Source organism: Aeromicrobium senzhongii, assembly GCF_014334735.1.
Taxonomy (GTDB): Bacteria; Actinomycetota; Actinomycetes; order Propionibacteriales; family Nocardioidaceae; genus Aeromicrobium; species Aeromicrobium senzhongii.
Genome location: NZ_CP060587.1, coordinates 1145976 through 1166702, shown reverse-complemented (window position 1 = coordinate 1166702; position 20727 = coordinate 1145976). Strand labels below are relative to the sequence as shown.

Sequence of the window (20727 nt, the reverse complement as noted above, 5' to 3'; positions counted from 1 at the left end):
GGAACGGCCCCCGGCGCAGTGCGCCGGGGGCCGTTCTCTGTGCTGCGTGGGTCGGGCTGCTGCGTCGGTCAGGAGACGCGGGCGTAGACACCGAAGCCCGAGGACAGGCTGGTGATCTCGACGCTCTTGCCCGGACGGGGAGCGTGGATGACCTTGCCGCCACCGAGGTACATGCCGATGTGGGACATGCTCGGGTAGGCCACGAGGTCACCGGGCTGCAGCTCGCCGGCCGAGATCTTGCGACCTGCGGCGATCTGCGGGCCGACGACGCGCGGGATCGAGACCCCGGCCGCCGCGTAGGCCTTCATCATCAGGCCGGAGCAGTCCCAGCCGTCGGGGCCGGTGCCGCCGTAGACGTAGGGATCGCCCAGCTGGCTCATCGCGAAGGCGATGGCCGCCTTGGCCGCGCCCGAGCCGGAGTTGCTGACCGGCTCGACGTCGCCGCCCTCGTTCATGGCCGACTGCTGCGGGGCCGAGAGGCGGGCGAAGTCGGCCTTGGCCTTGCGGTAGGACTCGGTCAGCTGGGCCTTGGTCTTCTTGGCCTTGGCCACCTTGGCCGCGAGCTCGTCCTCGTGCTCGGCCAGCTGGGCCCGGCGCTTCTGCAGCTCGACACGCGTCCGCGTGAACGACTCCAGGGCGTCGGCACGGGTGGTGTTCAGCGCGTCGATGGCACTGAGGCCCTCGATGAACAGATCCGGGTCCTGGCTGCCGAGCAGGCCGACGGTCGGGCCGAGGGGCTGCTCCATGTGCTGCTGGACGATGTCGGCGCCCAGTTCGTTGCGCTGGACCGTGTAGACCTTGCGGATCTTGGCGATCTCGGCGCTGACCTCGTCGATGCGGGCGTCGAGGTCCTCGGCGTCCACGGTGAGTTGGTTGAGCGCCTCGTTGGCGGCCTCGGCGCGGTCGAAGGCCTTCTCGACATCGGCGCGAGTGACCTCGGGATCGGCGTTGGCTGGGGAGACGATGATGAACGAACCGGCCACGACGGCCGACGCAGCCATGGCGGCTGCAGTGGTGCGAAAGCGCACGAAAAGAACTCCTGATTACCTCGACGCCTACCAGGTGAGCTGACGGATTCGGGCCTCGGTATTTGCCCTACGACCGGCAAGCCGGTCGATTCACCCCACGTACCTTGGTTCCCCGGCTCGTCGTCGACCACGAGGGTCTCGGACGATTCGGCGGTGTCGCCGTCGGCGACACGGTGGCAACTGTACGTCGGCCGGCCGGGCCGATTCAACCCGCGTCGCGGTGTGGCTCCGGATCGTTCAGCCCCACCACGAGGCGCAGCGGGGGCACGAGCCCCGAGGCGGCGAGGGTGTCGAGGGCGGCACGCTCGTCGGCGTCGAAGGCGACGTCGCTGGGCGGTCCGAGCAGCACGGAGACGACGCAGTCGCCGCACACGGCGGGGCAGCGGACGAGGCAACTGTCACAGTCGACGACGACCGGTGCCGTGGGTTCCATCTCGTTCATGGCCGCGACGCTAGGTGTGACGACCGACAAATTCCGTTTGCGGCACCGCCTGCCCGGATTCGTCGGACCCGCGACCTACGGTCTGATCCATGGCACCGCACCAACCCGCCTTCGACGATCCCGACATCGATTGGGGCGGTCGCCCTCTCCACGACACCACGTTCTGCGTGGTCGACCTCGAGACGACGGGCGGGTCGCCGGCCAAGGGATCGCGGATCACCGAGATCGGCGCGGTCAAGGTCCGCGGTGGCCAGATCCTCGGCGAGTTCCAGACCCTGGTGAACCCCGACCAGCTGATCCCCGCGTTCATCACGGTGCTAACGGGCATCACCGACCAGATGCTCATCGAGGCGCCCCGCATCGCCGAGGCGCTCCCCAGCTTCCTGGAGTTCGCCCACGGCACCGTCCTGGTCGCCCACAACGCGCCCTTCGACGTCGGCTTCCTCAAGCACGCGTCGAAGGAGCTGGGCATCACGTGGCCGGGCTTCGACGTCATCGACACGGTCCCGCTCGCGCGCCGGGTCCTGCTGCGCGACGAGGTCCCGAACGTCAAGCTCGCGACCCTCGCCGCCCGCTTCTCCCCCGTCCAGCCCGATCACCGCGCGCTCACCGACGCGCGGGCCACGGTCGACGTGCTGCACGCTCTCTTCGAGCGGCTCGGCACCTGGAACGTCGCCACCGTCGAGGACGTGGCGACCTTCACCGCCAAGGTCACGCCCCAGCAGCGCCGCAAGCGCCACCTCGCCGACAACGTCCCGGACGCTCCCGGCGTCTACCTCTTCCGTGACGCCCGCGACGAGGTCCTCTACGTCGGCACGTCACGGTCCCTGCGCACCCGCGTGCGCTCGTACTTCACCAAGGCCGAGACCCGCACGCGGATGGGCGAGATGATCGCGCTGGCCGAGCGGGTCGACACGGTCGTGTGCGCCACCGACACCGAGGCCCGCGTGCGCGAGCTGCGCCTGATCGATCGCCACCGCCCGCCGTACAACCGCCGCTCCAAGTTCCCCGACCGTCTCTCCTGGCTGCGCCTGACGGACGAGCCCTGGCCGCGCGTCTCGATCGTGCGCAAGGTCACCGAGGGCGCAGCCACCCACATCGGGCCCTTCGGCAGCCGGCGTCAGGCCGAGGCGGCGCTGGCGACCCTGCACGACGCGTTCCGGATCCGCCAGTGCACCGGGCGGCTGCCGATCCTGCCGAGCCGGGCGGCCTGCGTGCTGGCCGAGCTCGGACAGTGCCTCTCCCCCTGCGACGGTGCGATCTCCCCGGCCGACTACCTGCACGAGGTGGGGCGCGTCCGCACGGCGATGACGGCCGACCCGGTCGAGGTCGTGACGCACCTGGAGCGCCGCATGGCCCATCTGGCCGAGTCCCAGCGGTTCGAGGACGCCGCCGTCCTGCGCGACCGCGCCGCGAGCCTCATCCGCGCGGTGCGCCGCACCCAGCGACTGGACTCCCTCGCCCGCGAGCCCGAGGTCATCGCCGCCGCCCCGCACCAGGACGGGTGGCAGGTGCACGTGATCCGGCACGGACGCCTCGCGGCCGCGGCCATCCTGCCGCGGCAGGTCGCGACCACGCGGGGCGCCACGGCCGGATGGGTCGACACGCTGCTGTCCACGGCCGAGACGGTCGAGCCGGCCCTGCGGCCCGTGCCGTCGGCGCTCATCGAGGAGACCGAGACCCTCCTACGCTGGCTCGAGTCCCCCGGGGTGCGCATGGTCCGTGGCGCCTGGCAGTCACCGTGGCCCGCGGCGGCGCGGCACCTCGAGCGATTCGACGTCGACCTGGAGGTCGCGCGGCTGGCCTGAGGCCACCGTTAGGCTGGCGGGGTGATCACCGCCATCGTCTTCATCCAGGCCGAGGTCTCGTCGATTCCCGAGACCGGCGCAGCGATCGCCGACATCCCGGGCATCAGCGAGGTCTACTCCGTCACCGGCGACCACGACCTCATCGCGATGGTGCGCGTGCGCGATCACGACGAGATCGCGAACGTCGTCGCCGACCGCCTCAACAAGGTGCCCGGCGTCTTGTCGACCCAGACCCAGATCGCCTTCCGCACCTTCAGTCGTCACGACCTCGAGGGTGCGTTCAGCATCGGTCTGGACTGACCGGCGCCGGCGCGCTCAGCGCGCGTGGCGCGACGTGGCGTCGACCCAGCGGGCCAGCGCGTCGCGAGCGGCACCGGAGTCGATCGACTCGGTCGCCCGCGCCACACCTGCGCCCAGACGCTCGACCAAGGTGCCCTCGGCGCCCTCGTGAGCGGCGATCGCCGCTCCGGCGTTGAGGACCACCGCGTCGCGGACCGGACCGGACTCACCGTCGAGCACCCGCCGGAACACGTCGGCGTTGTACTCGGGCTCACCGCCGCGCAGCGCGTCGGCCGGCGCGAGCTCGAAGCCCAGGTCGCGCGGATCGAACACCTGCTCCTCGATGCCGTGCTCGCCCGGGACCCAGAACCGTGTGGTCGTGGTGACGGTGATCTCGTCGAGGCCGTCGTCGCCGCGGAACACGAAGGCGCTGCTGCCCCGACGTGCCAGCACGTCGGCCATCAACGGCGCCATCCGCGGGTCGGCGCACCCGATGGCCGAGGCGGCTGGCCGCGCCGGGTTCGTCAGCGGGCCCAGGAAGTTGAAGAACGTCGGAATGCCCAGCTCGCGCCGGGCCGGGCCGGCGAAGCGCATGGAGGCGTGGAACACCGGAGCGAAGCAGAACGTGATGCCCGCCTCGCGGTAGACGTCCAGCACCCGTTCGGCGGGCACGTCCAGGCGCACCCCGAGCCGCTCGAAGACATCGGCCGTGCCGGACTGGCTGGAGGCGGCACGGTTGCCGTGCTTGACCACGCCGATCCCGGCGCCGGCGGCGGTGACGGCGGCCATGGACGAGATGTTGACCGTCTTGGCCATGTCGCCGCCGGTGCCGACGATGTCGACGACGCGATCGGTCAGGTCGAGCGTGGTGGCCTTGGCGTACATCGCGTCGACCAGGCCCTGCAGCTCAGCAGCGGTCTCGCCCTTGGCGCGCAGCGCGACGGCGAAGCCCGCGACCTGCGCACCGGTGGCGTCGCCGGAGAGGATCTCGTTCATCGCCCATGCCGTGGCCGCGGCGTCGAGGTCGCGACCGGCGATCAGATCGGTCAGGACGGACGGCCAGGTCAGGGCCGCCGGACGGGCGCCGCTCAAGGACGCGAGCCGGACACGGCGGCCCCGCGCAGCAACGCGATGACCGACTCGGCCAGCCGGAACGGGTCCAGCGGCTGCGGCACGACGGCGTCGGCGCGCGACCACGTGGCGAGCCACGCGTCCTGCGGGCGGCCGGTCAGGACCAGACTCGGCGGAGCCTGGTAGAGCTCGTCCTTCATCTGGCGGGCGATGCCCATGCCGCCGGCGGGCCGAGCCTCGCCGTCGAGGATCGCCAGCGCGATGCCGCCGGCATCGAGCTGCTGCCAGACCACCGGCTCGGTCGCGCACTCGACGTACTCAAGGGGCGGAAGGTCAGGGTGGGGTCGGGCGCCCAGCGCGGCGACGACGGCAGATCTGACGTCGCGATCGTCGCTGTAGAGCAGGACTCGAAGGGGCTGGTGCTGGCTCACGATCGCATCGTACATAATGAGCGTGTGGCAACTACTTCTGCGATCCCCGCGTCCCGTCTCCACGGCGTCGAGGGCCGTCCGTCCTACGTGACCGTCGGCACCATCGTGTGGCTGGCCAGCGAGCTCATGTTCTTCGCGACCCTGTTCGCTGCCTACTTCACGGTGCGCAGCGTCGCCCCGGATCTGTGGGCGACCGAGACCGAGTTGCTGAACATCCCGTTCGCCACCGCCAACACCACGATCCTGGTGCTGTCGTCGGTCACCTGCCAGCTCGGCGTCTACGCCGCGGCCAAGGGCAACGCGGCCGGCATGCGCAAGTGGTTCATCATCAGCTTCGTCATGGGCTCGGTGTTCATCGCCGGCCAGGTGACCGAGTACGCCGAGCTGATCCACGAGGGTCTGACGATCCAGAGCTCGGCCTACGGCAGCCTCTTCTACCTCGCCACCGGATTCCACGGCCTCCACGTCGTCGGCGGTCTGCTGGCCTTCCTCATCGTCATCGCGCGTACGTACGCGGCCCGCAAGTTCACCCACGAGCAGGCCGTCTCCGCCATCGTCGTGTCGTACTACTGGCACTTCGTCGACGTCGTCTGGGTCGCCCTGTTCGCGGCCATCTACATCATCCGCTGACCCTGCGCCGTATAGGCGTACCTAACTACACAGACTGAGCCCGGCGCTCGCTACTCTGATGCGAACGCATGGGCCCACATTTTCTGGGGACGACAACTCGTGCCGTCCCCCTCTGGTCCCATTTTTGATCCTTCAGGAACGAGGTTCTCGGTGCGGAAACTGTCGACACGCCGCCGGCATCCCATGGCGCTTCTGGCGCTGCTGGCACTGGCGCTCTTGCTCACCGGCGCGGCCTACGCGACGGTGGCACCGGAACCGGCCACGGCCGAGTCCGCCTCCTCCGTCTCCGAGGTCGAGGCCGGACGGCAGCTCTTCGTCGTCGGCTGCGCCAGCTGCCACGGCCTGAACGCCCAGGGCGTCACGACCCGCGGCACGGGCGACAACCCCGGCAACTACGGTCCCTCGCTGATCGGCGTCGGCGCTGCCGCCGTCGGCTTCCAGATGGAGACCGGCCGTATGCCGATGGCGCAGACCGCGCCGCAGGCCGTGAAGAAGCACGTCGAGTACAGCCAGGACGAGATCAACCAGATCGCGGCCTACGTCGCCTCGCTGGCTCCCGGCCCCTCGCGTCCGTCCGACGAGGACCTCGACTGGCAGAACGTCGACAAGGAGGGCATCTCCGAGGGTGGCGAGTTCTTCCGGACGAACTGCACCGCGTGCCACAACTCCGTCGGCGCCGGCGGTGCGCTGCCCAGCGGCCGCTTCGCCCCGACCCTCAAGGGCGTCGATCCCATCCACATCTACGAGGCCATGCTGACCGGCCCGCAGCAGATGCCCGTCTTCTCCGATGACGTGCTGACCCCCGAGGACAAGCGCAACGTCATCGCGTACGTCAAGACGGTCCAGCAGCAGGGCAACGCCGGCGGCATCGGCGGCGGCGGCCTCGGCCCGGTCGTCGACGGCATGTTCGTCTGGCTGATCGGCATGGGTGGCCTGACGGCCTTCGCCATCTGGATCGGCATGCACGGAACGAGGTCGAAGAAGCGATGAGCACCGAAATCGAAACCACCGGCGATCCGATCCCCGACCCGGGGATCCAGCCCCACCAGTACCGGCCCCAGGACGTCGACGTCGCTCAGGAGCGCCGCACCGAGCGCCAGATCGCCGCGATGTTCGGCCTGGCCACGCTGCTGCTGATCGGCTTCTGCTTCGCGTACTTCATGATCGACGCGGACGAGCGGATCTTCGCCGTCGGCGACCCCGCGTCCGGCAACGCCTTCGGCGGCTGGTCGGCGCAGAACTTCGCGTTCGGCACCACGCTCGGCGGCGGCCTGCTGCTGATCGGCGTGGGCATCATCCAGTGGGCCAAGAAGCTCATGGGCGACCACGAGATGGTCGAGATGCGCCACCCGGCCCGCTCCAGCGACGACGATCGCTCCGCGACGATGGCCGACATCAACGCCGGCATCCAGGAGAGCGGCATCGGCCGTCGTCCCCTGATCCGCAACAGCCTGCTCGGCGCCGTCGGCGCCATGGGCCTGCCGGCCATCGTGCTGCTGCGCGACCTCGGCCCGCTCCCCCACGACCAGGACGTCACCGTCTGGAAGAAGGGCATGCGCGTCGTCAACGACGTCTCGGGCCAGCCGATCAAGCCCGCCGACCTCGAGGTCGGCCAGCTGGTCAACGGCGAGCCCGCGGTCTTCTTCGAGACCGACGGCGAGGGTCACCCCGTCATCCACGGTCACGACCTGCTGGCCGCCAAGGCCAAGGCCGCGGTCATCATCGTGCGCATGCGTCCGCAGGACATCACGCCCGCCAAGGGTCGCGAGAACTGGGGCGTCGACGGCATCTTGTGCTACTCCAAGATCTGCACGCACGTCGGCTGCCCGATCAGCCTGTGGGAGCAGCAGACGCATCACCTGCTGTGCCCGTGCCACCAGTCGACCTTCGACCTGGCCGACAACGGCAAGGTCATCTTCGGTCCCGCCGTCCGTCCGCTACCGCAGCTGCCGCTCGCGGTCGACGGCGAGGGCTACCTCATCGCGGTCAGCGACTTCCCCGAGATCGTGGCCCCGAGCTACCCCGAGCTCGCTCGCGACCAGAAGAAGCTCAACGAGAAGTTCGGCGGTGACCTGTGAGCGCAAACACCTTCACCCGAGTCGAGGACTCCCCGACCGGAAAGAAGCTGGCCGGCCCCGTCGGCTGGCTCGACGACCGCCTCGGCCTGGCCGCGGCCGGCAAGAAGAACCTGCGCAAGGTCTTCCCCGAGCACTGGTCCTTCATGCTCGGCGAGATCGCGCTGTGGAGCTTCGTCGTCCTGCTGCTGACCGGTGTCTTCCTGACGCTGTGGTTCGTTCCCAGCATGGGCGAGGTCGAGTACACGGGCTCGTACGGTCCGCTGTACGGCATCGAGATGTCGCAGGCCTACGCCTCGACGCTCGACATCTCGTTCGACATCCGCGGCGGCCTGCTGATGCGCCAGATCCACCACTGGGCGGCTGCGCTGTTCGTGGCGGCGATGATGGCGCACGCGCTGCGCGTGTTCTTCACGGGCGCCTACCGCAAGCCGCGTGAGGTCAACTGGCTCATCGGTGTCGGCCTGCTCAGCCTCGGCATGGTCGAGGGCTTCGCGGGCTACTCGCTGCCCGACGACCTGCTGTCGGGCACGGGCCTGCGCTTCGTCGACGGCCTGATCCGCTCGATCCCGCTGGTCGGCTCCTACCTCGAGTTCTTCGTCTTCGGTGGCGAGTTCCCGGGCGAGATCATCATCCCGCGCCTGTACATGGCCCACATCCTGCTGATCCCGGCGCTCCTGCTGGGCCTCATCGGGGCTCACATGCTGCTGCTCGTCTACCACAAGCACACGCAGTGGCCCGGCGCCGGACGCACCAACGACAACGTCGTGGGCTACCCGATGCTCCCCGTCTACATGGCCAAGGCCGGCGGCTTCTTCTTCATCGTCTTCGGCTTCCTGGCGCTGATGGGCGCGCTGATCCAGATCAACCCGGTGTGGGCGTACGGTCCGTACAACCCCTCCGAGGTCACCGCCGGCTCCCAGCCGGACTGGTACATGGGTCTGTCCGAGGGTCTCGTGCGTCTCATGCCTCCGCTGGAGACCACGTGGTTCAACCGCACCTGGACCTGGAGCGTCTTCCTGCCCGGTGTGGGCGGCCTGGGCATCTTGTTCACGTCGCTGGCCCTGTGGCCGTTCATCGAGCGGTGGATCACCGGTGACCAGCGCGAGCACCACCTGCTCGAGCGTCCCCGCAACGCGCCGGTCCGTACCGCGCTCGGCGTCGCGGCGATGACCGCCTACGGCGTCGGCTGGATCGCCGGCGGCAACGACATCATCGCGCTCAAGTTCGGTCTGGACATCTTCGCGATCACCTGGGTGCTGCGGTTCGGGTTGTTCATCTTCCCGGTCATCGCCTTCATCATCACGAAGCGGATCTGCATCTCGCTGCAGCGCAAGGACAACGAGACGTTGACCCACGGCTGGGAGACGGGCGTCATCGACCGCTCCCCCGACGGCGGCTACTCCGAGCGCCACGCGCCGCTGCCCGAGACCGAGGCCTACGCCCTCACGGCTTCTCGTGAGCGTCTGCCCGAGCTCGAGGACGAGGTCGTGCACAAGACCGACGCCTACGGTGTTCGCAACCCGAACTACCGCAAGGAGTCGTTCCGCGAGAAGCTGCGCCGGTTCTACTACGACGGTTCGGTGGACAAGCCGACCCGCACGGACATGGAGCACGCGGCCGAGCACCTCGCCCACAGCGGTGAGCACCCGGTCGACCTGGGAGACGACTTCCAGGGCGTGTCCGAGACGGGCGTCCCGCGCGTCCACTGATTCATCGCACCACGCACGAGGGCCCCGACCATCACGGTCGGGGCCCTCGTGCGTTGTCGACGGCTGGACGCGACGGGGTGCGAGTCCGCAGCAGAGGGTCTGCTCAGCGGGTGGGCTGCGCGATGTCGGACGCCAGCACGCCCGGCCAGCGGAGCACGTCCGCGCCGGTCTCGGCGACCTGCAACGTGGCCCGGGGCATCAGCTCGACCAGCGCCTCGGCGGTCGAGATCGGGTGGGCCGGGTCGTCCACCCACGCCAGCACCGTGGTGGGGACATCGATCCCCGCGATCATCTCCGGCGCCGGCAGGTCGCTGCCGGCGGCGCCGCGCAGGACCGACGGCAGCAGCGCGGCGCTCACGTCGGGCACGGTGTCGGGGTGCCCGACCGTGGCCGGCGGCTGCGGGGCGGCTCTCCCCTCCTCGATCACGCGCTCGACACCCTCCGCCTCGACGAGGTCGGCCAGGCGCAGGTAGTCGCCCGCTCGCGCCGCCCGCGTGGCCCAGGCCGTGGGCGGCAGCAACAGGGTCAGTCCACCGAAGCGCTCCGGATCGCGGACCGCGGCGTGCAGCAGCGTGGCGGCGCCCATCGACGGGCCGACACCGTGCACCCGCTCCCCCGGGAACCAGTGGTCCAGCAGGCGCAGCAGGTCGTCGGCCAGCGACGGCCACCGGTAGTCCTGCGGCTCGGGCCGACCCGAGGAGTGTCCGTGTCCGCGCGCGTCGTAGCGCAGCAGCCGGGTGCCCGAGAGGCCTCGGCCCAGGTCGAGGTCGAGCACGCGGTCGCGCGCCCGGCTGGACGTGAGGCCGTGCAGCTGCACGACCGCGGGCCCGGACTCGTCGCTGAACGCCCAGGCGAGCTCGGCGCCCGGCACCGTGAACCTGTGCACGCCGCCTCCTGCGCTCGGGTGGGATCAGGGGAATAGGTTACTGGCATGCGTCTCACGCACGTCGCGCACCTGCGCCTGCCGTTCGGCCCCCTGCTGAGCCACGATCTGACGTTCTCGGCACCCGGCGCTCCCCTGCCCGTGTCGTTCGACCAGGCGCGGCACGTCGGCGCCGGCGACCGGGCCGGCTCCTGGATGGCCCTGGCGATGCGCCTGGACGCCCCGGTGGCCCGTGAGGACCTCGCCGCCGCGTGGCGGGCCGTGGTGGCGTCCCACGGCACCCTGCGCTCGGTGTTCGTGCCCGGGGACGACGCGACTCCCGCGCTGCACGAGGTGACGGTCGGCGACGGCGGCTGGACCGAGCACGAGGTGCGACCCGGGCAGGCCATGAACGACGCGCTGCACGCCGTGCTGGACGCCGGCTGCCGCCCGTACTCCCAGCCCTCACACCGGTTCTGCGTCATCGAGACCGCGGACGGGCCGACGCTCGTCGTGGCGGCCGACCACGCCCACGTCGACATGTGGTCCATGCTCGTCATCGCGCGCGACGTGCTGGCGGCGCTCGACCAGTGCCGTCAGGGCGTCGCGCCCACGCCGCGTCAGGTGCCGACCTTCGCCGAGCACACGGTGGCACTGCAGCAGCGCTCCCCCGCCCCTCCCGAGATCCACCGCCGCTGGGCCGAGGTCATCGAGGCCGGCGGCGGGGCGATGCCCCGTTTCCCCCTCCCCCTGGGCGATCCGGCGCCGCAGCCCGAACGCGTCGTCATCCGCGACGTGCTCGACCTCGACAGCCTCGCCGCCTTCTCGGCGCGGGCCGCCGCCGAGAAGGCCACGACGCTGGCCCTGGCGGTCTCGGCGATGACCTCGACGACCCGCGAGCTGGCGGGCACCGCCCTGCGCACCGTCTTCCCCGTGCACAGCCGGTACGAGCAGCGGTGGCACGACTCGGTCGGCTGGTTCATCACCAACGCCGTGCTCGAGTCCGAGGATCCTGACCCGAGGGCCTGCGCCGATGCCGTCCGCGAGGCGATCCGGCTCGGCTCGTGGCCGCTGGCCGACCTCATGGCCCCGTGGGGCGGGATGCCCGAGGCGCCGGGCATGTTCGCGGTCTCCTGGCTCGACATGCGCCGTCTGCCGGTGCGGATCGACACCGCCGGCCTGGACGCGCAGTACGTCAGCGCCGCGATCTCGACCCACGGCGTGATGCTGTGGTTCATCATCGACGACTCCGGCGTGCACCTGCGCTGCCGCTACCCCGACACGGCCACCGCGCGCCGCAACGTCGGTGCCTGGCTCGACCACCTGGTGGCGCGCATGCGCGCTCTCGCCACGGGCGCCTCCCCGGGGCCTGGGGCGGCAGCCGAGCCGCGACCGGCGAGGATGGGGGCATGAGCCTCTCCATCACCGGCGACGCCGCCGCGGACCAGTTGCTGACCGACGACCCCTTCGCGCTCCTGGTCGGAATGCTGCTCGACCAGCAGATCGCCATGGAGACCGCGTTCGCGGGTCCGGCGAAGATCCGCGAACGCGTCGGCACGCTCGAGCCCGCCGAGATCGCGGCGCAGGACCCCGAGGCCTTCGAGGCGGTCTTCCGCCAGACGCCGGCCGTGCACCGCTACCCCGGTTCGATGGCCGGCCGGGTGCAGGCCGTCGCGGTCGCCGTGCGCGACACCTGGGGCGGCGACGCCTCCGCGATCTGGACCCAGGGCTCGCCGGACGGGGCCGAGGTGCTCAAGCGGCTCAAGGCGCTGCCGGGCTTCGGCGACCAGAAGGCCAAGATCTTCCTCGCCCTGCTGGGCAAGCAGTACGGCTACGAGGGTCGGGGCTGGCGCGAGGCAGCCGGGGACTACGGGCAGCCGGGACACCGCAGCGTCGCCGACATCACGAGTCCCGAGACCCTGACGAAGGTGCGCGAGTTCAAGCGCGAGCAGAAGGCGGCGAAGAAGGCCGCCCAGTCCGGCTGAGGCGCACGCTCACGCCGCGTCCGCGTCGCCCTGCAGCGCTGAGCCCTCGAGCCAGTCGCCCCAGGACACGTTCCAGTCCGTCCAGCCGTTGGCCGGCTCGAGCCGACGCGGGCTGCCCACGTAGCGGACGACGTCGCCACGCTTGCTCTTCGAGAAGAGCCACCCCGCGTTCGCCGTGCTCATGCCGACGCAGCCGTGACTGACGTTGGCGTTGCCCTGGGAGGCGACCGACCACGGCGCGGCGTGCAGGAACTCACCCGAGTTGGTGACGCGCATCGCGTACTTGACGCCCGTGAGGTTGTAGTAGCCCGGGTCGTCGGAGTCCACACCGGTCGTGGCGGCGTCCATGTCGATCGACTCGTGCTTCTCCATGATGATCTTGGTCCCGTTGCGGCTGCGGTGCGACGCGTCGCCGGTCGACACCGGGATCGTCCGCCGGACCTTGCCGTCGATCTTCACCGTCATCTGGTGACGCTTCGTGTCGACGACCGAGACCACCGATCGGCCGACCGTGAACTTCACGTGCTGGTCCTGCTGACCGTAGACGCCGCCGCCGGCGGGAACGCTGTTGAGCGCCAGGTCGACCGAGACCTTGGTGCCGGGCTTCCAGAAGCTCTTCGGCCGCCAGTGCGCGGTGTTGTCGCTGAGCCAGTACCAGCCGCCGACCGTCGCCGGCTCGGCCGTGACCTTCATCCGCTTCTCGAAGGCCGCCCGGTCCTTCACCGGGAGGTCGAAGCTGACGATGACCGGCATCCCCACACCGACGGTCTCGCCCTGGAGCGGCGCCACCGCGGGGTAGGTCTGCTCGTCGAGCGTCAGGGCCCGCGTGGTGAACCGCGTGGTGGACGTGACCTTCTTGCCGTCGTCACCCGTGCCCACCGCGGTGAGGACGTACGGGGTGCCCGGCTCGAGGAACTCCTCAGCGGTCCACCGCACGCCACGGATGTCGCCGGCCACCGTGGACTTCCCGTCCTGCGAGGCCAGGGTCACGTCCGACAGCTGCCCGTCGAACCCGTCGACGGTCACCACCGTGTCGACCGGGACGGAGGACGCGCCGTCGTCGACGCTCGTCTCGATCGTCAGCGGGTCCTTCGGGGCGACGGACTCGGTGGCGGGGTCGCTCGCTCCCCCGCCGTCGGTGCAGCCCGACAGGACGAGCACGGCGAGCAACACGATCGTGACCAGGCGTCCCACACTTCTCACTCCAGAAGTGTAGGCAGCGCACCCCGATCCCCGAAAACGCAACGCACCCGGTGTCGAGGACACCGGGTGCGTTGCGTGCGGGAGAACTGCTCAGTGAGCGTGCTCTCCGCGGTAGTACTCGAACAGCCAGCCGATGACGCAGATCGCACCGATCGGCAGGGCCATGATGAACATCCACCAGCCGAAGACGACACCCAGGACGAGCAGGCCGAACGCCATCGCCGCGAACAGCGGCCACCAGCTGTAGGGCGGGAAGAAGCCGAGCTCGCCGGCACCCTCCACGATCTCGCCGTCCTTGCGGTCCTCAGGACGCTCGGGGATGGCCTTGGTGACGAACCACAGGTAGAAGCTGATCATGAAGAACAGCAGCATCGCCATGGTCAGCGCGGTGGTGCCGGTGACCTCGTGCGTCAGCGCCCAGTAGACGGGCGTGACGATCACGAAGAACACGCCACAGCTCAGGAAGAGCCAGAACTCCTTGCGCATCGGTCACTCACCAGCCTTGGGGTTGTTGCCGCCGAGCGCCTCGCGGCGACCCTCCACGTCGGGAGTGTCCGCCAGGGCGTCGTTGGCGTCGGGGTTCTGGGCCATCTCCAGCTCGACCACGTCCGGGTGGTGCAGGTCGAACGCCGGGCTCTCCGAGCGGATCCGCGGCAGCGACACGAAGTTGTGACGCGGCGGCGGGCTCGAGGTGGCCCACTCCAGCGAGCGGCCCCAGCCCCACGGGTCGTCCTGGCGGACCAGGGGCGCGTTGCGGGACTTCCACACGTTGTAGAGGAACGGCAGCGTGGAGGCACCGAGCAAGAAGGCGCCGATCGTGGAGATCTCGTTGAGTCGCGTGAAGCCGTCACCGGGCAGGTAGTCGGCGTAACGACGCGGGAAGCCCTCGACACCCAGCCAGTGCTGCACCAGGAAGGTCAGGTGGAAGCCGACGAACAGCAGCCAGAAGTGGATCTTGGCCAGCTTCTCGTCGAGCATCCGGCCCGTGATCTTGGGCCACCAGTAGTAGTAGCCCGCGAACATCGCGAAGACGACCGTGCCGAACACGACGTAGTGGAAGTGCGCCACCACGAAGTAGGTGTCGGACAGGTGGAAGTCCAGCGCCGGCGAGGCCAGCACGATGCCGGTCAGACCGCCGAACAGGAAGGTCGTGAGGAAGCCCAGCGAGAACAGCATCGGCGAGTCGAACGAGACCGATCCGCCCCACATCGTGCCGATCCAGTTGAAGAACTTCACACCGGTTGGCACACCGATCAACAGCGTCATGAAGCTGAAGAACGCGAGGTTGACCGCCCCCGTGACGAACATGTGGTGAGCCCACACCGCCGCCGAGAGCACCGCGATCGCCAGGGTCGCGCCGACCAGGCCGACGTAGCCGAAGACCGGCTTGCGGCTGAAGACCGGCAGGACTTCGGTGATGATGCCGAAGAACGGCAGGGCGATGATGTACACCTCTGGGTGTCCGAAGAACCAGAACAGGTGCTGGTACATGATCGGTCCACCGGTCGATGGGTCGAACACGTGAGAGCCGAGCATGCGGTCCGCGCCCAGCGCGAGCAGCGCCGCGGCGAACACCGGGAACACGACGATGATCAAGATGCTGGTGACCAGCGTGTTCCACACGAAGATCGGCATCCGGAACATGGTCATGCCCGGAGCGCGCATGCAGAAGATCGTGGTGATGAAGTTGACGGCGCCCAGGATCGTGCCGAGGCCCGACATGTACAGGCCCATGACCCACAGGTCGCCACCGACGCCGGGGCTGTGGATCGAGTCCGACAGCGGCAGGTAGGCGAACCAGCCGAAGCTGGCGGCGCCACCGGGGACGATGAAGCCCGAGACGGCGATCAGCGAGCCGAACAGGTACAGCCAGTAGCTGAACATGTTCAGTCGCGGGAACGCGACGTCGGGAGCACCGATCTGCAGCGGCATGATCATGTTGCCGAAGGCGAAGAACAGCGGCGTCGCGAACATCAGCAGCATGATCGTGCCGTGCATCGTGAACAGCTGGTTGTACGTCTCGTCGCCGACGAACTGCGTCCCCGGACGGGACAGCTCGGCGCGGATGATCAGCGCCAGGATGCCGCCGAAGATGAAGAAGAAGAACGTCGTCACGGCGTACATCTGACCGATGACCTTGTGGTCGGTGGTCGTCAGCAGCGTGAAGGCCTTCGTCCCGAGCGAGCGCTCCTTCTTCGCGGGAGTGCTACGTGCCTCGGGGGCATCGAAGGTTGCGGTGGCCATCAGTCCTCCGGTTCGGTCTCGCCGCTGGCCTGCAGGCCGGCGACGGTTTCAGCTGTGGTCGAGCCCTTCGGGGTGCCGATCTGGCCGGCAGCCTCGAGGTCGGCCAGGTGCGCCTGGTACTCCTCGGCGGAGACGACCTTGACCTTGAACAGCATGCGGGTGTGGTAGACGCCGCACAGCTCCGCGCAGCGACCCGTGAAGGTGCCCTCGCGGTCCGGCGTCATCGTGAACGAGTTGTTGCCATCCTTGCCCGGGATGTTGCCCGGAACCACGTCCATCTTGAAGTAGAACTCCGGGACCCAGAACGAGTGGATGACGTCCGGCGAGATGAGCTCGAACTTCACGGACTCGTTGACCGGGAGCCACAACTCGGGCAGCTCGGCGGGGTTGCCCTGGTCGTAGACCGGCTCACCGCCGGGGGCGCCCTCGAGGTAGTTGAAGGTCCACTGCCACTTGCTGCCGACGACCTCGATCGTGTGATCGGGGTTCTCGACCTCGCGCAGCTGCTCGTTCTGCGACTCCACGGTGTGGAAGAAGAACACGGCGACGACGATGACCGGGGCGATCGTGTAGAGCGCCTCCAGCGGCAGGTTGTAGCGAACCTGGACCGGGGCCGGATCGTCGCTGTTCTTGCGACGGTAACGGATCGGCGCGTACAGGATCATGGCGAACACGACCACGAACACCACGAGGACGGCGATCCAGGTGCCGAGCCACAGGTTCCACATGTAGATGGACCGGTCAGAACCGGCCACAGGGAGCGCGAGCCGGCTGACATCCGACTTGTCCCAGGGGGAGCAGCCGCCGAGCATGACAGCGGCCAGGGCGGTCAGAGCCGCCAATTTCATCCGACCCACGGAGCGCCTTTCTCAGAAGATTTCGACCCACACAGGGTTTTGGCCAACAGTAACGCAGGCGACGGGGCGCCCAGCGAGGAGGTCAGCCTGACTCGACCGTCGCCTCGTGCCCGATCGAGAGCGCCGCGGCGATCTCCTCACGAGCCTCGTCGCCGTACGTCGAAGCCACGCGATCGAGGAACGCCGAGCGTTCCAGCACGTACTCCTGGGTGCCGATCGTCTCGACGACACTGGCCGCGATCGTGCAGCCGACCTGGGCCGCGCGATCGAGCGGCAGGCCGGCCGCGACACCGGCCATGAAGCCGGCGCGGAAGCTGTCGCCCACGCCCGTGGGGTCGACCGCGGTGACGCCGTCGATCGCTCGGACCTGGTGCGTCGTGCCGTCGGCCTCGTGGACGATGCAGCCGTCCTTGCCGTGCGTGACGACGCGGACACCGACCCGCTCGGCGATGTCGGCGTCGCTCCAGCCGGTCTTCTGGGCGATCAGGGCCGCCTCGTAGTCGTTGCTGAACAGGTACGCGGCACCGTCGATGAGATCGCGGATGAGCTCTCCCCCGGCCCACGCGAGCTGCTGGGACGGGTCGGCGGCGAACGGGATCCCCAGCTCACGGGCGGTGCGCGTGTGGCGCAGCATGCCGTCCGGGTCGTCGGGGCCGATCAGCAGCAGGTCGATCGGGTTCTCGGCATGCAGCGCGGCGACGTCGATCTCACGCGCCTTGGCCATCGCCCCGGGATAGAACGTCACGATCTGCGCGTGCGCCTCGTCGGTGGTGATGGTGCACAGCGCCGTGTGCAGCGTGGGATGGACCAGGACGCTCTCACAGTCCACACCCGCGCCCTGCAGCCACTCGCGGTACCCGAGGTCGAAGTCTCGACCGACGGCCGCCACGAGCGTCGGGTGGAGCCCCAGGCTGCCCAGTCCGAAGGTGATGTTGGCGGCACACCCCCCTCGGCGGACGTCCAGGTCCTCGACGAGGAACGACACCGACAGCTTGTCCAGCTGATCGGGGACGAGCGAGTCGGAGAACTTACCGGCGAAGGTCTGCAGGTGGTCGGTGGCTACCGATCCGGCGATGGCGAGGTGCACGGCCGCCACCATATGCGATCGGGGCGCACCCCCGGAAACCCCGGTGGTACGCCCCGATCCACGTCGGTGGCCCGACGACTCAGTGGAAGGAGTCGCCGCAGGCGCAGGAGCCGGTCGCCATCGGGTTGTCGATGGTGAAGCCCTGCTTCTCGATCGTGTCGACGAAGTCGATCGTCGCGCCGTGCAGGTACGGCAGGCTCATGCGGTCGACGACGACGTTGACGCCGTCGAACTCGCGGATCTCGTCACCGTCGAGCGTGCGCTCGTCGAAGAAGAGCTGGTAGCGCAGGCCGGAGCAACCGCCGGGCTGCACGGCGATGCGCAACGCGAGGTCGTCGCGTCCTTCCTGCTCCAGCAGGCTCTTGACCTTGCCGGCCGCGCCCTCGCTCAGCGTGATGCCGTCGGCGGGGGTGGTTTCGGTGCTGGTCTGGTCCGTGGCGGTCATCGAGGCTCCTCGGTCTACGGATGGATCGTGCGGCTGACGTGGTCAACACCGCACGATCCGGTTCGATTCCCATCCTACGCGCGTCGCGAAGCCCGGAGCCAGCGCGGCGGGCCGAACGGGTCAGGCCGACCAGGACCGCGCGACGCGGGCGGCGAGGTCGCCCAGGTGCCGAGCGGGCTCGGCCATCGCGGCCTCGACACCCACCCGGTCGACCAGGCTGTAGGCCGACTCGACCCCGAGGGCGCGCATCTCACGGCTGCCGACATCGACCCGGCCGGCCAGGACCACGCAGGGCACCGCGTGCCGCATCGCGACGGTGGCGACGCCGTGGACGACCTTGCCCGCGCGGGAGGAGTAGTCGAACGCCCCCTCCCCCGACAGCACCAGGTCGGCGCCGTCCAGGAGCTCGTCGAGTCCGGACTCCTGCGCGACCAGTCCGATGCCGGACGTGACCTCGGCGCCCAGGACCATCAGGGCGAAGCCGAGCCCGCCCGCCGCGCCGGCGCCCTTGAGATCGGCGACGCGCCGCTCGGCGGGCGTGCTGCCGCACACCGCCTCGACGAAACGGTCCAGACGGTGGTCGACGGTGAGGATCTGCTCGTCGGTCAGACCCTTCTGCAGGCCGAACGTGCGCGCGGCGCCGAACATCCCCAGCAGGGTGGTCTCGACGTCGGCCGCCACGACCAGCTCGACACCGGCGAGCCGCTCACAGACCGGTTCCAGGTCGACCACGTTGACGCCGTCGAGCCCGGCAGGTCCGGCGTCGAGCGGCACGTCGGCCGTGGCCCCGAGGGCTGCCAGCAGGCCGGCGCCCCCGTCGGTCGTGGCACTGCCGCCCAGGCCGATCACGATCCGCCGCGCTCCCCCGTCGACCGCGGCCGCGAGGGCCCGGCCGACACCGACGGTCGTGGCGTCCATCGGACGCTCACCGCCGACCAGGTGCAGCCCGCACGCCTGCGCGGACTCGAGGTAGGCCGTGTCACCGTGCAGCAGCAGCCCGACGGGCGTCGGCTCGCCGAGCGGGCCGGGCACCGTGACGACCTCGATCCGCGAGGCGCCACCGAAGGCGCTGTGGAGCGCATCCGCGAACCCCGGTCCCCCGTCGGCCATCGGGGCCTCGACGAGCTCGTCCCCCGGGGCGGAGCGACGCCATCCCTCGGCGATCGCCCGAGCCGCCTCGGGTGCGGTCAGCGTGCCCGCGAACTTGTCGGGCGCGACGACGATGCGCACGTCAGGCGGCGAGGGCCTTCTCGGCCGCGGCGAGCAGCACGCAGGTCGTCAGTCCCTCCATCGCCTGCGTGAGTTCGTCCAGCGGCGGGAAGGAGGGGGCGATCCGGATGTTGCGGTCCCGCGGGTCCTTGCCGTACGGGAACGAGGCACCCGCCGGGGTCAGCGAGATGCCGGCCTCCTTCGCCAACTGCACGACCCGCGAGGCGGTGCCGTCGACGACGTCCAGGCTGACGAAGTACCCGCCGCGCGGCTCGGTCCAGGTCGCCACGCCGTGCGGGCCGAGGCGCTCGGACAGCAGCCGCAGCACGGTCTCGAACTTGGGCCGCAGGATCTCGCGATGGCGGGCCATCAGGTCGAGCACGCCCTGCGGGCTGCCCAGGAACCGCGCGTGACGCAGCTGGTTGACCTTGTCCGGACCGATCGTGCGGAACGCGGTGTGCGACAGGTACCAGGCGACGTTCGCGGGCGAGCCGGCCAGGAAGCTGACGCCGGAGCCGGCCAACGTGATCTTCGAGGTCGACGCGAACACCAGGGCACGCTCGGGATGACCCGCGGAGGCGCACAGGCCGAGGATGTCGACGGGCTTGGCGTGCTCCTCGGTGAGGTCGTGGACCGCGTACGCGTTGTCCCACATGATGCGGAAGTCCGGGGCCGCCGTCTGCAGGGCGGCCAGCTCGGCGGCCACCTCCTGGCTGACGACCGCACCGGTGGGGTTGGCGTACGTCGGGACGAGCCAGATGCCCTTGACGGCCTGGTCGGTGACGTGCTCGCGCACGGCCGCCATGTCCGGCCCGTCCTCGAGCATCGCGACCGGGATCATCTCGATGCCGAGGTGCTCGCAGATCCCGAAGTGGCGGTCGTAGCCCGGCGACGGGCACAGGAACTTGACGGGGCCGTCGCGCCACGGCGCCGGCGACTCCGGGGTGCCGTGCAACAGCGCGAAGACGATCGAGTCGTGCATCATCGACAGGCTGGCGTTGTTGCCGGCCAGCAGCTGATCGACCGGCACGCCCAGGAGCTCGGCGAAGATCGCGCGCAGCTCGGTCAGACCGGTCCCGCCGCCGTAGTTGCGGACGTCGACGCCGTCCGAGAGGTGATCGATCAGCGGCGCCGTCAGCAGGTCCTGCGAGAGGTCGAGCTGGGCCGCCGAGGGCTTGCCGCGGGTGATGTCGAGCTTCAGTCCGGCCTGTTGCAACGCGGTGTACGCCTGCTGCTGCTCGGCCAGGAACGCTTCGAGCTGGTCTCGGGAGAGGGAGTCGAGGGTCACGTGGCCAAGGTATCGCGCACCTCCCGAATCTCGGCGTCGGCACCGCAGGACCGCGATGCTGCCCTACCATC

21 protein-coding genes and 1 riboswitch are annotated in these 20727 nt (G+C 69.8%); of the genes, 8 read left to right on the top strand and 13 right to left on the bottom strand.

What is annotated here, in order from left to right:
- Nucleotides 1-68 precede the first annotated feature (68 nt).
- Nucleotides 69-1001 carry a C40 family peptidase gene (locus H9L21_RS05900; RefSeq protein ID WP_154595290.1) on the bottom strand — a complete coding sequence of 311 codons (933 nt, stop codon included), beginning with the start codon at nt 999-1001 and terminating at the stop codon, nt 69-71.
- A 36-nt stretch (nt 1002-1037) separates the two neighbouring features.
- A riboswitch (cyclic di-AMP (ydaO/yuaA leader) is annotated at nt 1038-1191 on the bottom strand.
- Nucleotides 1192-1233: 42 nt separating this feature from the next.
- The gene (locus H9L21_RS05895; protein ID WP_154595291.1) at nt 1234-1470 is read right to left on the bottom strand and encodes a hypothetical protein; all 237 of its coding nucleotides are present in this window, start codon (nt 1468-1470) and stop codon (nt 1234-1236) included.
- A gap of 89 nt (nt 1471-1559) precedes the next feature.
- Between H9L21_RS05895 and H9L21_RS05890 the strand changes: the two genes are divergently transcribed.
- Both H9L21_RS05890 and H9L21_RS05885 read left to right on the top strand, forming a co-directional pair.
- The gene (locus tag H9L21_RS05890; protein WP_154595292.1) at nt 1560-3278 is read left to right on the top strand and encodes a DEDD exonuclease domain-containing protein; all 1719 of its coding nucleotides are present in this window, start codon (nt 1560-1562) and stop codon (nt 3276-3278) included.
- A gap of 21 nt (nt 3279-3299) precedes the next feature.
- The gene (locus H9L21_RS05885) at nt 3300-3578 is read left to right on the top strand and encodes an Lrp/AsnC family transcriptional regulator (RefSeq protein WP_187411847.1); all 279 of its coding nucleotides are present in this window, start codon (nt 3300-3302) and stop codon (nt 3576-3578) included.
- Nucleotides 3579-3593: 15 nt separating this feature from the next.
- Here the strand turns inward: H9L21_RS05885 and trpD are convergent, their stop codons facing one another.
- A complete protein-coding gene (trpD, locus tag H9L21_RS05880) occupies nt 3594-4649 on the bottom strand; it encodes an anthranilate phosphoribosyltransferase (RefSeq protein WP_230081289.1) in 1056 nt (351 codons plus the stop codon).
- Complete coding sequence (locus H9L21_RS15460) at nt 4646-5059, bottom strand: response regulator (protein ID WP_255467361.1); 414 nt, start codon at nt 5057-5059, stop codon at nt 4646-4648. The genes trpD and H9L21_RS15460 overlap by 4 nt, the downstream gene beginning before the upstream one ends.
- A 24-nt stretch (nt 5060-5083) precedes the next feature.
- Between H9L21_RS15460 and ctaE the strand changes: the two genes are divergently transcribed.
- The 4 genes from ctaE (at nt 5084) to qcrB (ending at nt 9476) form a co-directional block, all read left to right on the top strand.
- Complete coding sequence (gene ctaE / locus H9L21_RS05875) at nt 5084-5689, top strand: aa3-type cytochrome oxidase subunit III (protein ID WP_187411846.1); 606 nt, start codon at nt 5084-5086, stop codon at nt 5687-5689.
- A gap of 183 nt (nt 5690-5872) precedes the next feature.
- Nucleotides 5873-6679, top strand: a complete 807-nt coding sequence (qcrC, locus tag H9L21_RS05870) for a cytochrome bc1 complex diheme cytochrome c subunit (protein ID WP_154595293.1) — start codon at nt 5873-5875, stop codon at nt 6677-6679.
- Nucleotides 6676-7767 (top strand): cytochrome bc1 complex Rieske iron-sulfur subunit, encoded by a 1092-nt coding sequence (gene qcrA, locus H9L21_RS05865; protein ID WP_154595294.1) that lies wholly within the window; start codon nt 6676-6678, stop codon nt 7765-7767. The genes qcrC and qcrA overlap by 4 nt, the downstream gene beginning before the upstream one ends.
- Nucleotides 7764-9476, top strand: coding sequence for a cytochrome bc1 complex cytochrome b subunit (qcrB, locus tag H9L21_RS05860; protein WP_187411844.1), 1713 nt, complete (start codon nt 7764-7766; stop codon nt 9474-9476). Before qcrA ends, qcrB begins: the two co-directional genes overlap by 4 nt.
- Nucleotides 9477-9579: 103 nt before the next feature.
- On the opposite strand, the gene H9L21_RS05855 is transcribed toward qcrB, so the two are convergent.
- The gene (locus H9L21_RS05855) at nt 9580-10362 is read right to left on the bottom strand and encodes an alpha/beta fold hydrolase (protein WP_187411843.1); all 783 of its coding nucleotides are present in this window, start codon (nt 10360-10362) and stop codon (nt 9580-9582) included.
- Nucleotides 10363-10407: 45 nt separating this feature from the next.
- Between H9L21_RS05855 and H9L21_RS05850 the strand changes: the two genes are divergently transcribed.
- On the top strand, nt 10408-11751 hold the full coding sequence (locus H9L21_RS05850; protein ID WP_154595295.1) for a condensation domain-containing protein: 1344 nt from the start codon (nt 10408-10410) through the stop codon (nt 11749-11751).
- Nucleotides 11748-12323, top strand: a complete 576-nt coding sequence (locus H9L21_RS05845) for an HhH-GPD-type base excision DNA repair protein (protein ID WP_154595296.1) — start codon at nt 11748-11750, stop codon at nt 12321-12323. The genes H9L21_RS05850 and H9L21_RS05845 overlap by 4 nt, the downstream gene beginning before the upstream one ends.
- 9 nt (nt 12324-12332) lie before the next feature.
- Here the strand turns inward: H9L21_RS05845 and H9L21_RS05840 are convergent, their stop codons facing one another.
- The 8 genes from H9L21_RS05840 to H9L21_RS05805 all read right to left on the bottom strand — a co-directional run bounded on the left by H9L21_RS05840 (nt 12333) and on the right by H9L21_RS05805 (nt 20656).
- On the bottom strand, nt 12333-13526 hold the full coding sequence (locus H9L21_RS05840) for a L,D-transpeptidase (protein WP_255467360.1): 1194 nt from the start codon (nt 13524-13526) through the stop codon (nt 12333-12335).
- A gap of 90 nt (nt 13527-13616) precedes the next feature.
- On the bottom strand, nt 13617-14012 hold the full coding sequence (locus H9L21_RS05835; protein WP_154595297.1) for a cytochrome c oxidase subunit 4: 396 nt from the start codon (nt 14010-14012) through the stop codon (nt 13617-13619).
- A gap of 3 nt (nt 14013-14015) precedes the next feature.
- Entirely contained in the window at nt 14016-15770 is a 1755-nt protein-coding gene (gene ctaD / locus H9L21_RS05830) for an aa3-type cytochrome oxidase subunit I (protein ID WP_154595298.1), read from the bottom strand.
- Nucleotides 15770-16618, bottom strand: coding sequence for an aa3-type cytochrome oxidase subunit II (ctaC, locus tag H9L21_RS05825; protein ID WP_154595299.1), 849 nt, complete (start codon nt 16616-16618; stop codon nt 15770-15772). Before ctaC ends, ctaD begins: the two co-directional genes overlap by 1 nt.
- Before the next feature lie 91 nt (nt 16619-16709).
- Nucleotides 16710-17714 carry a carbohydrate kinase family protein gene (locus H9L21_RS05820; RefSeq protein WP_187411842.1) on the bottom strand — a complete coding sequence of 335 codons (1005 nt, stop codon included), beginning with the start codon at nt 17712-17714 and terminating at the stop codon, nt 16710-16712.
- A gap of 79 nt (nt 17715-17793) precedes the next feature.
- Entirely contained in the window at nt 17794-18159 is a 366-nt protein-coding gene (locus H9L21_RS05815; protein WP_154595301.1) for a HesB/IscA family protein, read from the bottom strand.
- Nucleotides 18160-18279: 120 nt separating this feature from the next.
- Entirely contained in the window at nt 18280-19389 is a 1110-nt protein-coding gene (locus H9L21_RS05810) for a glycerate kinase family protein (protein WP_187411841.1), read from the bottom strand.
- Nucleotide 19390: 1 nt separating this feature from the next.
- Nucleotides 19391-20656 (bottom strand): aspartate aminotransferase type Ic, encoded by a 1266-nt coding sequence (locus H9L21_RS05805; protein ID WP_187411840.1) that lies wholly within the window; start codon nt 20654-20656, stop codon nt 19391-19393.
- Nucleotides 20657-20727 lie beyond the last annotated feature (71 nt).

Bases quoted from the DNA above. Each gene is read 5' to 3' on its own strand.
- H9L21_RS05900 (WP_154595290.1), bottom strand. From the start codon at position 1,001: ATGGCTGCGTCGGCCGTCGTGGCCGGTTCGTTCATCATCGTCTCCCCA.
- H9L21_RS05895 (WP_154595291.1), bottom strand. From the start codon at position 1,470: ATGAACGAGATGGAACCCACGGCACCGGTCGTCGTCGACTGTGACAGT.
- H9L21_RS05890 (WP_154595292.1), top strand. From the start codon at position 1,560: ATGGCACCGCACCAACCCGCCTTCGACGATCCCGACATCGATTGGGGC.
- qcrC (WP_154595293.1), top strand. From the start codon at position 5,873: ATGGCGCTTCTGGCGCTGCTGGCACTGGCGCTCTTGCTCACCGGCGCG.
- qcrA (WP_154595294.1), top strand. From the start codon at position 6,676: ATGAGCACCGAAATCGAAACCACCGGCGATCCGATCCCCGACCCGGGG.
- H9L21_RS05850 (WP_154595295.1), top strand. From the start codon at position 10,408: ATGCGTCTCACGCACGTCGCGCACCTGCGCCTGCCGTTCGGCCCCCTG.
- H9L21_RS05845 (WP_154595296.1), top strand. From the start codon at position 11,748: ATGAGCCTCTCCATCACCGGCGACGCCGCCGCGGACCAGTTGCTGACC.
- H9L21_RS05835 (WP_154595297.1), bottom strand. From the start codon at position 14,012: ATGCGCAAGGAGTTCTGGCTCTTCCTGAGCTGTGGCGTGTTCTTCGTG.
- ctaD (WP_154595298.1), bottom strand. From the start codon at position 15,770: ATGGCCACCGCAACCTTCGATGCCCCCGAGGCACGTAGCACTCCCGCG.
- ctaC (WP_154595299.1), bottom strand. From the start codon at position 16,618: ATGAAATTGGCGGCTCTGACCGCCCTGGCCGCTGTCATGCTCGGCGGC.
- H9L21_RS05815 (WP_154595301.1), bottom strand. From the start codon at position 18,159: ATGACCGCCACGGACCAGACCAGCACCGAAACCACCCCCGCCGACGGC.